Below are 12,058 nucleotides of genomic sequence, written 5' to 3'. Positions count from 1 at the left end.
AGGCCGTCGTCGAGCACGCCGCCGGAGAGCTCGGCCTCCCTGGCGCAGGACTGGATGAGCTGGGCAACGGCGTCATGCGCGTCACCGGCGCGTGCCGAGGCCTCGGCCAACGTCATGTTGCCTTCGAGCGCGCGCGTCCGCCGCAAGGCGAGAGCGCCCTTGCGGCGCAGCTCGATGGTCTTGGCCAGCCACGCCGTCCAGGTCACCAGCGAGGCGACAGCAAGCCCGACCATCACCGTCTTCACGACGATATCGGCGCCGAGGAACATGCCCCAGGGCGACAGATTGCGCGGCAGCAGGGCCTCGTCGATCGCAAAGGCCGGCGCCGGCGCGAGCGCCAGCGCGATCGTCAGGATCACATGCCGAACCCCAAGATTGCCCTGCATCCTGATCTCCCGATGGATTGAGCGAGCTACGCCGCGATCCGGTCCGCAAGCCGGCGAAACCGCACCAGTTGATCCGTCCGCAACGCCCTTGTCTCGTCGCGACCGACGAACACCTTGAACATGATGCCGCCGTCGACGTTCACGAACGCCGCGAAGGCCGAACTCTTGCCCATGAAGGGCCGCTCGACGAAGGCGACGCCTGCACAGCGCTCATGACGGAGATGGCCGTGCAGCCCCTTCGGCTGCATCAGGTTGAAATAGCCGCGGCCGATCTCGCCCGCGGGGACGGCGCCGGTGAATTCGAAGATCGCATCGTCCGTGTGCACGATCAGCGTGACCTCGCCCCATTCCGCGATATCCTGCATAGCGGCGGCGAAATGCTCGCCGCTCCCGATGCGCACCATGGTCGGCGGCAGCGCCTCGATCACCGCGCGCGGGGTGACGTTGCGCTCGCGCGCGACGTCCTCGATCACCGCGCCGGGATTGTCGGCCATGTACGCTTTGAGATCAGCGAGATCGGTGCTCAACATGTCCGGCTCCTCTCCTGCGCCATGCCTTCAAGCGGCCGCGGCTTTGCGCTCGCTCTGGATCACCTCAAAGCCCTCGAACTTGGGATGGCCGAGATAGAGGCTCTCGCCGGTCCGGTTGTCGGCGCGGGCATGGGCGCGGCGGAATTCCTCGGAGCGGGTCCAGGCCTCGAACGCGGCCTTGTCGACCCAGGAGGTGTGCGACGAATAGAGCGTGTGGTCCTCGGCCTCCGGGCCCTTCAACAGATGAAACTCGACGAAGCCCGGCATGCTGCCGAGATAGGATTCGCGCGTGGCCCAGACGGTTTCGAACGCGGTCTCCGCGCCCCTCTTCACCTGGAAACGATTCATGGCGATGAACATCAAAGTCTCTCCTTCTGATCAAAACGAAACGCGCCGCAGCCGCGCTGGAGCATCAGCGCGGCCCGGCGGAGGTTTGTGGTGCTGCGATGCGCGTTACGCACCTCCAAAGTGGATCTTCATGCCGGCCTTGTAGACCCTGCCCGGCCCGGGGCTCGACCACAGCACGTCGTTCTGCGTGGTGCCGTCGGTCGACGAGCCGGGAATGGCGTAAGGCCGGTAGTACTGGTTCAAGAGATTGTCGATCGAGGCCGAGAACACGATGTCCTTGGTCGCGTTGTAGGTCATGTACAGATTGACCAGCTCGTAGCCGGTTGCCGGCAGATAGCCGGCGGGCACATCATTGTTGGCGCCGAACGAGGCCCATTGCGCCGACAGGATCAGGGTGCGATCGAGCAGGCGGACGCCACCGGTCGTGACGACCTTGCGCGGGGTGATGGTCGCGAGCCCGACATTGGTGACGGCGTTCTTGCCCTGGATGTAATGACCGGCGACACCGATGAACCAGTCGCCGGCATCGTACATCGTTTCCGCCTCGAAACCCTGGATACGGGCCTGCGCGATGTTCTGGTACTGGTAGTACTGGCTGAAGGAGCCGAACGGCGGCACAGCGACCGGCGCCGACGCGACGAGGTCGATGTAGTCGGAAACGTCGTTGCGGAACAGATTGATCTTGCCGCGGAAGGAGTCGCCGGCGCTGAAGATATTGTCGTACTTCAGGTTGATGCCGACTTCCTTGTTCTTGCCGACCTCCGGGCGAAGGTTCGGGTTGGGCAGGAAGCAGAACAGGCCGACGGTGCCGTCGGGACATGGGAAGAACGCCGGTCCGCCGCCGGTTGCGTGCGCGCCGGAGATCACCGTCTCGGTGATCGACGGTGCGCGATAGCCTTCGGCGTAGCTGACATAGGGCTGGAAGCCCGGAACCGGCGTGACCCCGAGGGTGATCTTCGGCGAGAAGCGGTCGCCGCTGCCGTTGGTCTTGCCCGATTCCAGATCGTAACGATCGTAGCGGATCGCGCTCACCGCCTCGAACCAGGTGCTGTAGTTCTGCTTCAACTGCAGGAAACCGCCCGACACGGTACGGATGCCGCTCGGTGTCGTGATGTTGGAATTGCCGCGGCTGTCGGTCGTGATCACGTCGTCCTGGAACGCATCGAAGCCCACGGTGAGTGCGTTGCGCCAGTCGCCGACATTGAATCGCGTCGTGTTGTTGGCGTCGATGCCGTAGGTATTGAGGACATAGCCGCGCTTGTCGCCGACGCAGCCCGAGATGTTGTTGCCGAAATTGCCGGTGCCGCACAGAGCCGCACCCGAGGTCGAATAGTGGTAGGTCTTGGTCTGGTCGTTATCGACGCGGTTGCCATAGAGCGACATGTGCCAGTCGAAAAGATTGTCGCTCGGCAGCGCGTAATTCCAGGTGATCGTGCCGGTGTAGTTCTTGGCGTCGGAGGCGTAGACCGACGAACCCTGATACAGCGCGCGCTGGGCCGGGGTCGCGACCGGGCCCCGGTTGAACTGACCGATATCGTATTGATAGTCCTGGAAGATGGCGCCGAACTTGACCTCGTGGCCGAGCGCGGGACGGACCGTGAGCTTCATCAGCCCGCTCTCGACCTGGTTACCGGTGTTGCCGATCTCGGTGCCGTTGCCGTCCTTGTAATTGCCTTGCGTGCGATAGACCGCGCCGCCGAAAATATCGACATCAGGCGTGGCGCGTACGCCGCCGAACACCGAGCCTAGGCCGCGATTGTTGTTGGAGCCATAGGAGCCCGAGAGATCGACGCCCCAGCGCTCGCCGGGGCGCAGCACGTCCTCGATGTCCTTGGTCCGGAACGAGACGAGGCCGCCGATCGCGCCGGAGCCGTAGATGTTGGCGGTCGGACCGCGCACGACGTCGACACCCCCGACCAGTTCGGGATCGAGGAAGAAGGAGCCGCTCGCATTGTGGCCGGTGCGCTGGTAGTTCTGGCGCGCACCGTCGACGACCACCGCGACGCGCCCGAACTCCTGCAAGCCGCGGATATTGATGACGGTCGCAGGATCGTCGCCGCGCTCCTGGAACGACACGCCGGGCACCGCGTAGAAAACATCCGACAGCCGGTTCGGCTGAAGCCCCTGGATCTTGTCGAGCGTCACCGTGCTGACCGGCGCGAGCGAGTCGATCGCACGCTCCTCAACCTTCGTTGCAGCAACCGTGATCGCATCGAGCGTCTGCACGGGCGCAGCGCCGGCGGCCTGGGCGCGGGCGTTCATCACTTCGGGCGCTGCCTGCTGCGCGACTTGCGGTTTGGCCTGCTTGCGCCTCGCCTGCTTCGGCCGCTCCGAGGCCGCATTTTCAGCCTGCGGCGATGCGGTCTGCGCAAGACCGCTCTCCGCCGTGATCACCGCGATTGAAACCACCGACGCGCCCAAAATCAGGGCGCGCGAATACCTAGCCCCGTCAGCCATATCAGCCCCAGCCTGCACTTCAATTTAGCTATTTCGGTCTGTTGGCTGGCGGGCGCTCGCAACGCGGGCGACTGGCTGGCTGATTGTCTCAAGAGGCGGGCATGTTCCCCGCTGCAAGAAATGGTTACGTGGCGATAGTCTGACGGTCAATGACATCACGTTGCAGTTTATATCGATTGTAAATTGCAGCCGTTGGAATGCGCCTCCTGCCGCTTATACAAACAAGCAGCACTCCAGGATTTCGAAGGCGCATCACACTTCACATGTCAGCAACGTCCGCAGACAACAATGGCGGCGCGGCGGGGGCGGCAGAAAGCCCTTCTGCGACAACGAGAACTCTCATCATGCGTGGGAGCCGGATCGACAGCCGCGAGCTGTTCGCCGCCGAGCGCGAGATCATCATCGCGCATGGCGAAGACAATTACCGGCTTCGCCTGACCTCGCAGAACAAGCTGATCCTGACGAAGTAATCCGCAATGACATTTTGTCGCAGCTTCGCCACCCTCCTGCTCTCCAGCGGAATCGCGCTCGCCTCTGCCGCGCACGCCGCCGGCATCACCGTGCATGACGCGCGCAATCGCGAGATCGCCGTGACTGATTTCGCACGGACGGTCTCGATCGGCGGCGCCATCACCGAGATCCTCTATGCGCTCGGGCTCGAAAACCGGCTGGTCGGCGTCGACACCACGAGCCTTTATCCGGCGGCCGCGCTGCACGACAAACCCAATGTCGGCTACATGCGCCAGATCTCCGCCGAAGGCGTGCTGGGCCTCAATCCCACCCTGATCCTGGCGATCCAGGGCTCGGGTCCGCGCGAGACCATGGAGATCCTGGAAACCGCGAAAATCCCGTTGGTGCTGGTGCCCGAGACCTTCACCGAGGACGGCTTGATCGAGAAGATCAAGCTCGTCGGCCATGCCATGGGCGTCGACGCACGCGCCGAATGCCTCAGCGCCGCGGTCGGCGCCGATCTCGCGCAGCTCCAAACGCTGCGCGCCAAGGTGGCCAAGCCGATGCGCGTGATGTTCGTGATGTCGCTCCAGAACGGGCGGGCCATGGTGGCCGGCCGGAAGACGGCGGCCGACGAAATCATCCAGCTCGCGGGTGCCGCCAACGCCGTCGACGATTTCGACGGCTACAAGATCATCGGCGACGAGGCGATCGCGGCGGCAAGACCCGACGTCGCGCTGTCGATCGAACGCGGCAAGGACTCGCTGCAGGCCGACGCGATCTATGCCCATCCCGGCTTTGCGCTGACACCGGTCGCGGCCAACAAGAGCTTCATCACGATGGATGGGCTCTATCTGCTCGGCTTCGGCCCAAGGACTGCGGCGGCGGCGCGCGATCTCTCCGTAAGACTCTATCCCGCCTTGGCGGAACGGAGCGATGCATTCACGTCGGCGCTGTCGGCGGCGAATTGCCGGCAATGAGCGTGACGATCGCGACCGAGCCGCGCAGCCCGGACCATCGCGCCCGCGCCGGACGGCCGTCCGCATCATTGGCCATTCTCCTCCTGATCGCCGTGCTCGCGATCACCGCCATCGTCGCTCTGACCGTCGGCGCCGCCGGCATCCCCCTTTCCCGCCTGCCCTCCGCACTCGGGCTCTCGGGCGAGAGCACGGCCATGACGGCACGCGATCAGCTCGTGCTGTGGTCGATCCGCATTCCCAGGATCGCGGCGGCGGCGATGATCGGCGGCCTGCTCGCCGTAGCCGGCGCGATCATGCAGGGCCTGTTTCGTAATCCTCTCGCCGATCCCGCGCTGGTGGGCGTCTCCAGCGGCGGCGCGCTCGCAGCCGCAAGCACGATCGTGTTCACCGATTCGCGCTTCGGCGAGACGCTGCGCTTCCTCCAGACCGAGCTGCTGCCGCTCGCAGCCTTTGCCGGATCGCTGGCCACGACCGCGATCCTCTACGGCATCTCGAGCCGATCGGGGCGCACCTCGATCGCGATTTTCCTGCTCGCCGGCGTCGCCATCACCGCCATCGCCAATGCCGGCATCGGGCTTCTGGTCTTCGTCGCCGATGACCGCCAGCTCCGCGACATCACGTTCTGGCTGCTGGGCTCGATGAGCGGCGTGACCTGGGCCAAGGCCGCCGCGCTGGCGCCGATCCTCGTCATCGGGCTCGCTGCTTGCGCCTTCGTCGCACGCGGTCTCGATCTGCTGGTGCTCGGGGAGGCCGACGCCTTTCACGGCGGGGTCGATGTCGAGCGCCTGAAGCGGATCTCGATCGTCATGGTCTCCGCCATGACCGGCGTCGCGGTGTCGATCAGCGGCGTCATCGGTTTCGTCGGCATCGTCGTGCCGCATCTCTTGCGCCTCGTCATAGGACCTGCGCACCGGCTGCTGCTGCCCGCCTCGGTGCTATCAGGCGCGATCCTGATGGTCGGTGCCGATACGCTGGCGCGCACGATCGTCGCGCCGGCGGAGATGCCGATCGGCATTCTGACCGCGGCCGTGGGCGCGCCGGTCTTCCTGTTCATTCTGCTGCGGCAGCGCGGGTTCGCCTCGCTATGAGCACCGTGATCGAGGCGCGCTCTCTGAACAAGCGTGCCGGCCGCGCGCCCCTGCTCGACGGCGTCAGCCTGACCGTTGCGGCCGGCGAGATGGTCGCCATCATCGGCCCGAACGGCGCCGGCAAATCGACGCTGCTGCGGTTGCTCTCCGGCGATCTCCAGCCGAACGCCGGCGAGGTGCGCCTGAAGCAGCGCGACATCAGAAGCTTCACGCCGCGCGAGCTCGCCGCGCGCCGCGCCATGCTGTCCCAGCACATCAACGTCACCTTCCCCTTCACCGTCGAAGAGATCGTGCTGATGGGCGCGGGCGAGCGCAGCGCGCGTGAAGCGGGCTTGCTCGTCGAGGCGGCCCTGGACGAGGTCGGCCTTGCGCATTTTCGCGACCGGCCATTGCCGACGCTATCGGGCGGCGAGCAGCAGCGCGCCCATTTCGCCCGCGTGCTGGTGCAGCTCGGCTGCGGTGAAGCCGAGCATGGAGCTGGACTTCTGCTGCTGGACGAGCCGACCTCGAGCCTCGATCTGCGCCACCAGATCGACCTCGTCGAAGCCGCCCGCCGCCGCGCTCGCAGCGGCACGGCGGTGATCGCCATCCTGCACGACCTCAATCTCGCGATCCGCTTCGCCGACCGGCTCGTCGTGCTGGTTGGCGGCAAGCTCGCCGCGGATGGCCCGCGCGCCGATGTGCTCACCCGCGAGACCATCCGCGACATCTTCGAGATCGACGCCGTGGTGCATCGGAACGACGACGGCGTGCCTTACGTGCTGCCGCAATCGATGCAGGCGGCGGTGCCGCCGCGGTGAAGGTGCGCCCCTCGCCCCGCAAGCGAGGCGAGGTAAGAGGGCGTCGCGCCTTGGCCCCTACCCCGCCGGGACGATCACCATGCTCTTGTCCTTCGGCCAGCGGATGCGCCAGGCGAAGTTGATGTCCTTGACTTCGCCAGGCTTGGCGTCGAACGACCATTCCAGCACGCCGCGCTTGTCGCGGATATCTTTTGCCGTGGGCGGCGTGGTCGCGGGCAGCATCTCGACGACGATGTCCTCACTCTCGCTGACCGGCAACTGATCCTCGATCGCGACCTTGATCGGGAAATCGTGACCGTTGCGGATGGTGGTCTTGAACGAACGCTCGTCGGTCTTGGACGTCGTGACCAGCAGGCCGGCCGAACCTTCGTTGCGCTTGAGCACGGCGCGCTCGATCCTGACCTTGTCGTCGGCACCGAAGCCGAGCCGGACGATATCGTCCTTGGCCGACGCCGAGATCTTGCCGCGACCGACAAAGACGCCGTCGCGATAGATCGCGACCTTGCCGGGCAGCAGAGTGGCGTCGTCCGTCTGCTTGAAGCTGGCTTCGAGGAAGGCGGTCGGGTCGATCACCGGCGCGGCGCGCACGGCCAGATCGGCCGGCACGGTCATGGCCGCGATGCGCAGGCTCTTGGCGCCCTCCTGGGCGCCAAGGCTGACGCGGCCGGGAATCTTGAAGGTGGCCTGGAAATCGCCGATCTCGGCGACGGCTTGCTGCTCGTCGGCGCGCTCCGCGATCTCCTCCCTGGATCTAGCAGCATAGGCGGGCACTTCCATCTTTCGCAGCATCGGCGCGGGAGCAACGGGCGCGGCCATATCCGAGACGCTGCCCAGGGCGCGCGGCTTCGGCATCTGCGGATATTGCGCCAGTAGCGAATGCAGCTCCGGTGCGCTGCCGCCGCGGCTGATACGCACCGTGGAAACGCCGAGCGTGACGTTCGACCAGTCCTCCCCGGTCGATTGCGTGATCTCGGCGCGGCGGACCAGCTCCAGTTGCGGCTTGCGGTCCTTGGCGCCGGTGTCGAGGCGGGCGTCGTAGAGCGGCATCCAGCGCGCATTGCGCACATTGTAAGTGACCCGCAACGTCGCCTTGGTCGCAGCAGGCGCGGCGATGTCCATGCGGACCTCGAGCTTGCTCGCCGGCTTGGCCTTGCGCTCGGCGTCGAGCTGGGCGATCTGCCGGTCGATCTCGCGCAACTTGCGCGTGGCTTCGCGAACCGCGGTATCGGCGCTCGCAATTTCGTCGCCGACCGCGGCAAAGGCCGTGCGCCATTCGGCGATCGGCCGCGCCTCGCCTTTCTCGCCGATGCCGACGGGGGCGGCCTCCGCGAAGTGCTCCGCAAACTTGCGGCGGGCATTGGCCGAGTCGATCGCGCCTTGCAGGTCGGCGCGCTGGTCGTTCAGGGCTTCGAGCCGCTTTTCCAGTTCGGGCAGGTTGACCGGCGCCGCACGCGGCGGGCGCGCGTCGATCGTGCCGATGGTGAGCTTGGCTCCGCCTTCGCCCTCGACACGGATCGAGGACGTATCGAGAGCCAGCGGAAAATCCTTCGCGACCAGCGTCGAGTCTCCGGATGGCAGGTCGATCGTGATGACGCGGGTGACGGTGGCGCCATCGGGATAGACCGTGACGGCGTCGATCGCCGAGTTGGTATCCAATTCGGCGGCCCATGACGGCGCTGCCGTCGCCATGGTCACCAGAACCAGGCTCGTGGTCGCCAAACATCTTGCGGTGATGCGCATAAAGTCCCTCCTGCCGGTATCGCCGCGCCGCCAGCCGGACGCACGCGATCAAATGCCTCGCCAACATGGTTGGACGCGGCAGGGAAGGAACTGGTTCGATTGGGGTTTCCTTGGGGCGCCGCTGCGGCGGCAGCAAGGCCGCGGAACGTTAGGCAGTCCCGCGGCAGTCCTCACGCCTGGGTCGTCGAACCCTGGCCGAAGATGCGCCGGAGCAGATCGGTCACGTTCTTCGCGCCGGCCTTCCTCAAAATGCTGGCGCGGTAGCCTTCGACCGTCCGCGCGCTCAGATGCATGCGGCGGGCGATCTCCTTGTTGGTCAGGCCGGCGGCAAGGTGCTCGAGCACGCCGACTTCGCGTGCCGTCAGTGGGTCGCAGCCGGGCAGCCAGCCCTGGCGGCTCGGGCCGGGCTGCGCGAATTCATCGATGGCGGCATCGATCCGATCGACGATGTCGTGGGTGCGGAACGGCTTTTCGATGAAGTCGGCCGCGCCGTTCTTGATGGCGTCGACCGCCATGGCGATGCTGCCATTCGCCGAGGTCACCAGCACCGGCGCCATGCAGTTCTCCTCGCGCAGCCGCTTGAGCATGTCGAGGCCCGAGCGATCGGGCGGCAGCTCCATCAGTACGCAGGCCGGCATCCGCGTCTTGGCCTCTGACAACAGAGACGCGCCGTCGGCGAAGCAGATCACGTCATAGGCGCTCTGTTGGAGCGCGGTCGAAAGTTGTTCGCGGGAGGCAGCGTCGGTGTCGATGACGAATACCTCACCCTTGGAAAGCATGTTCCCCGGCATAATCCCGATCCAGCAATGTCTTGGTCAGATGATCCGAGACGGCAGCGGGCTCCATCGCCCAGCAACGCCGCCGTGAGCACGGCATTCACGCCAGTGCTTCGGTTTTCCTTATGTATGTTCCACCCGGTTCCTGAATTTGACGGATCGAGACAGAAACTTTACATTTCGGGACATCTGCGGGAATGGCTGGCAGGAACGGTTCGCATGACCGACCTCGTTCGCAGTGCAGGCTTGAGCTATTACCCGGAGATCGCCCGGTCGGTCGGGCTCGATCCCAAACAGATGATGCGCAAGGCCAGGCTGCCGCTGGCCTGCCTCGACACGCCAGACACCCTCATTGCCGTCGCCGGCCTGCGCCGTCTGCTCGAATTGTCGGCAGCGGCATCCGGCGCCGAAGATTTCGGCTTGCGTCTCGCCGAGCGCGGCGGCCTGACCAATTTCGGCGCGGTCGGCTTGATCGTGCGCGAGCAGGCGACCGTCGGCGAAGCCATCGAAGCGTTCTCGCGCTTCATCCATATCCACCACGAGGGCATGCGGCTGGACGTCACGCGCGGCAAGCAGACCGTGGCCGTCACGCTGCATCTGCGCGGCCGTCGGCCGATGGCGCCGCGCCAGTCGATCGACATGGCGCTCGGCAGCGTCCATCGCATCATCCAATCGCTGTACGGACATGACTGGCGGCCGCAGGAAGTCCACCTGCATTATCCGCCGCCGCACGATCGCAAGCGCTATAGCGACTTCTTCGGTTGCCGCGTCACCTTCAACGCGGATGAAGACGCGATCCTGCTGTCGGCGCACGACATGGAGCGCCGGATCCCCAGTGCGCATCCGCTGATCGCCACTTACCTGCGCAAGCGGATCGAGGCGATCGAGACGCGGCCCGCGAGTTGGGACGGGAAGGTCGACGAGGTCGTGCGGACCCTGCTCGCCAGCGGCGACTGCACAGTAGAGCGCGTCGCCGAGCATCTCGGCTGCACTCGCCGCACCATCCACCGCCACCTCGCGGCTTCAGGCACCAGCTTCTCGGCCATCCTCGATGCGCAACGCGCGGGTCTCGTAGTCCAATTGATTGACGACCCTGGCCGGCCGTTGGCCGACATCGCGGTGCAGCTTGGCTTCTCCGCGCAGAGCGCCATGGCGCGCTGGTTCCGCGGCCATTTCGGCTGCACCATCACCGACTGGCGCAAGGGCGTGCGGCCACAGGCAGCCGCACCCGACGCGCCCTCGGCGAGCGCAGCTTGAGCTCAGCGGACCGGTGCGGGCACACCCATCGTGGCGAGGGCACGCCGCCGGCTGCCGGCGAGCAGCGGGCCGAATGCGACGGCAAAGCCGAGGAAGGCGACGAGCCAGCCGCAGGCGGCGATGTGCAACAAAAGATCGCTCTGCGCGGAAAACACCACGGCGGCAACTCGGGCCAGAGCCGCGATGACGACCGCAGCATAGATTCCCTGAACCGCCGGCGAAGCGGTCAACGCCTGTCCGGTATGACCAAGGCTGGCGCGGGTCATCACGGCGAGCGTCATGGTTCCCGCCGCACCCGTCATCCAGGCGTGGATGCCGGCGCTTGGCGGCAGCGTTCCGAGAACCGCCAGAGCGTGCAGAATGAAGCCGAGCGGCACGAACACGTAACCAATATGCAGGATCACCAGCAGCCGCTCGCGAAAGGTGCGATCGCCGGCCCAGCGCGCAAGCCGCACCAGATGCAGGCCGCCGACCAGCGCCATCAAGACACCGGTGACGGCATTCAACGGCGCCACGACCCACGAGATCAGCGCGAGCGCGCTCAATCCGATCACCGCACCGTCGAAGCGTGCGAACGGCACCGGCAGACGGCCGGGATTGAACTTGACCAGCCAGTTGCGGGTGAAGCTCGGAATGATGCGACCGCCGATCAGCGCGATCAGCAGCACGACCACACCGATGCCGACGCGGATGCTGACATCGGCCGCACCCTGGTCATGCGCCTCGATATGAAAAGCGACGTTGCCGGCGAGCAGAACGGACACCAGCGCCACCACGGGCAGGTTACGCCAATTGCCGCCCGCGATGATCTCACGCGCCGCGGCGGCGACGACCAGCGTCAGGAAGGCGGCATCGACGACCAGCGCGAACGCCCAGCCGATATCGGCCGACAACGTCACCGCGGCACGCCCGGCAAGCCAGACCGTCACCAGCGCCCCCAGCGAGGTGCCCTGGATCGGCAACCGCCCGGTCCAGTTCGGGATCGCCGTGAACAGGAACCCGGTGATGACAGCCGGCAGGAAGCCATAGAGCATCTCGTGGACATGCCAGTCGCGCGGGGCGAACGCGGAACTCACCGACAATTCGCCATAGAACATCGGCAGCCAGGCCAGAATCGACAGCCCCGCCTGGATCGCGGCCAGCAGGAAAAAGGGCCGAAAGCTGTTCGCAAATAGCGGCCAGCCCTGAAAGTTGCGGGATCGGGCTCCAGCCATGGGGGTCAACTCCAGTCAATTTCAGTTCGTTG

General features: G+C 65.9%; 12 protein-coding genes. 5 read left to right on the top strand and 7 right to left on the bottom strand.

The genetic code is table 11. The features are described 5' to 3' along the window. The 4 genes from SE92_RS29140 to SE92_RS29125 form a co-directional block, all read right to left on the bottom strand. A partial coding sequence (locus SE92_RS29140; RefSeq protein ID WP_502686782.1) for a MotA/TolQ/ExbB proton channel family protein occupies window positions 1–386 on the bottom strand: 386 nt, incomplete at its 3' end. A gap of 26 nt (window positions 387–412) precedes the next feature. Next, the gene (gene hutX / locus SE92_RS29135) at window positions 413–916 is read right to left on the bottom strand and encodes a heme utilization cystosolic carrier protein HutX (protein ID WP_063201274.1); all 504 of its coding nucleotides are present in this window, start codon (window positions 914–916) and stop codon (window positions 413–415) included. 27 nt (window positions 917–943) lie between these two features. Further along, on the bottom strand, window positions 944–1,276 hold the full coding sequence (hmuQ, locus tag SE92_RS29130; protein WP_063201272.1) for a heme-degrading protein HmuQ: 333 nt from the start codon (window positions 1,274–1,276) through the stop codon (window positions 944–946). Between the two features lie 93 nt (window positions 1,277–1,369). Further along, a complete protein-coding gene (locus SE92_RS29125; RefSeq protein ID WP_063201269.1) occupies window positions 1,370–3,721 on the bottom strand; it encodes a TonB-dependent hemoglobin/transferrin/lactoferrin family receptor in 2,352 nt (783 codons plus the stop codon). A gap of 263 nt (window positions 3,722–3,984) precedes the next feature. Between SE92_RS29125 and SE92_RS37260 the strand changes: the two genes are divergently transcribed. The 4 genes from SE92_RS37260 to SE92_RS29105 are packed head-to-tail and all read left to right on the top strand — an operon-like array spanning window position 3,985 to window position 7,039. After that, window positions 3,985–4,191, top strand: a complete 207-nt coding sequence (locus SE92_RS37260) for a hemin uptake protein HemP (RefSeq protein WP_063201266.1) — start codon at window positions 3,985–3,987, stop codon at window positions 4,189–4,191. A gap of 6 nt (window positions 4,192–4,197) precedes the next feature. Further along, window positions 4,198–5,151: a heme/hemin ABC transporter substrate-binding protein gene (locus SE92_RS29115; RefSeq protein WP_063201264.1), complete on the top strand. Its 954-nt coding sequence runs from the start codon at window positions 4,198–4,200 to the stop codon at window positions 5,149–5,151. Continuing rightward, window positions 5,148–6,239, top strand: coding sequence for a FecCD family ABC transporter permease (locus SE92_RS29110; protein ID WP_063201261.1), 1,092 nt, complete (start codon window positions 5,148–5,150; stop codon window positions 6,237–6,239). Before SE92_RS29115 ends, SE92_RS29110 begins: the two co-directional genes overlap by 4 nt. Continuing rightward, complete coding sequence (locus SE92_RS29105; RefSeq protein WP_063201258.1) at window positions 6,236–7,039, top strand: heme ABC transporter ATP-binding protein; 804 nt, start codon at window positions 6,236–6,238, stop codon at window positions 7,037–7,039. Before SE92_RS29110 ends, SE92_RS29105 begins: the two co-directional genes overlap by 4 nt. A 57-nt stretch (window positions 7,040–7,096) precedes the next feature. Here SE92_RS29105 and SE92_RS29100 read toward each other — a convergent pair whose 3' ends face one another. Together SE92_RS29100 and SE92_RS29095 are read right to left on the bottom strand one after the other, a co-directional pair. Continuing rightward, window positions 7,097–8,779, bottom strand: a complete 1,683-nt coding sequence (locus SE92_RS29100; RefSeq protein ID WP_063201255.1) for a mucoidy inhibitor MuiA family protein — start codon at window positions 8,777–8,779, stop codon at window positions 7,097–7,099. Window positions 8,780–8,949: 170 nt separating this feature from the next. Continuing rightward, on the bottom strand, window positions 8,950–9,570 hold the full coding sequence (locus SE92_RS29095) for a response regulator transcription factor (RefSeq protein WP_063201252.1): 621 nt from the start codon (window positions 9,568–9,570) through the stop codon (window positions 8,950–8,952). Window positions 9,571–9,774: 204 nt separating this feature from the next. Between SE92_RS29095 and SE92_RS29090 the strand changes: the two genes are divergently transcribed. Then, complete coding sequence (locus SE92_RS29090) at window positions 9,775–10,812, top strand: AraC family transcriptional regulator (protein WP_063201249.1); 1,038 nt, start codon at window positions 9,775–9,777, stop codon at window positions 10,810–10,812. A gap of 2 nt (window positions 10,813–10,814) precedes the next feature. Here the strand turns inward: SE92_RS29090 and SE92_RS29085 are convergent, their stop codons facing one another. Next, complete coding sequence (locus tag SE92_RS29085) at window positions 10,815–12,026, bottom strand: NnrS family protein (protein ID WP_063201246.1); 1,212 nt, start codon at window positions 12,024–12,026, stop codon at window positions 10,815–10,817. Between the last annotated feature and the right edge of the window lie 32 nt (window positions 12,027–12,058).

This window comes from Bradyrhizobium sp. AT1 (assembly GCF_001590795.1).
Classification (GTDB): domain Bacteria; phylum Pseudomonadota; class Alphaproteobacteria; order Rhizobiales; family Xanthobacteraceae; genus Bradyrhizobium.
Note: the sequence above shows the minus strand (reverse complement) of the source record. Positions and strands in the feature narration are given on the sequence as shown.

Bases quoted from the DNA above. Each gene is read 5' to 3' on its own strand.
- SE92_RS29090 (WP_063201249.1), top strand. From the start codon at position 9,775: ATGACCGACCTCGTTCGCAGTGCAGGCTTGAGCTATTACCCGGAGATC.
- SE92_RS29085 (WP_063201246.1), bottom strand. From the start codon at position 12,026: ATGGCTGGAGCCCGATCCCGCAACTTTCAGGGCTGGCCGCTATTTGCG.
- SE92_RS29110 (WP_063201261.1), top strand. From the start codon at position 5,148: ATGAGCGTGACGATCGCGACCGAGCCGCGCAGCCCGGACCATCGCGCC.
- SE92_RS29125 (WP_063201269.1), bottom strand. From the start codon at position 3,721: ATGGCTGACGGGGCTAGGTATTCGCGCGCCCTGATTTTGGGCGCGTCG.
- SE92_RS29115 (WP_063201264.1), top strand. From the start codon at position 4,198: ATGACATTTTGTCGCAGCTTCGCCACCCTCCTGCTCTCCAGCGGAATC.
- hmuQ (WP_063201272.1), bottom strand. From the start codon at position 1,276: ATGTTCATCGCCATGAATCGTTTCCAGGTGAAGAGGGGCGCGGAGACC.
- SE92_RS29105 (WP_063201258.1), top strand. From the start codon at position 6,236: ATGAGCACCGTGATCGAGGCGCGCTCTCTGAACAAGCGTGCCGGCCGC.
- hutX (WP_063201274.1), bottom strand. From the start codon at position 916: ATGTTGAGCACCGATCTCGCTGATCTCAAAGCGTACATGGCCGACAAT.
- SE92_RS29100 (WP_063201255.1), bottom strand. From the start codon at position 8,779: ATGCGCATCACCGCAAGATGTTTGGCGACCACGAGCCTGGTTCTGGTG.
- SE92_RS37260 (WP_063201266.1), top strand. From the start codon at position 3,985: ATGTCAGCAACGTCCGCAGACAACAATGGCGGCGCGGCGGGGGCGGCA.
- SE92_RS29095 (WP_063201252.1), bottom strand. From the start codon at position 9,570: ATGCCGGGGAACATGCTTTCCAAGGGTGAGGTATTCGTCATCGACACC.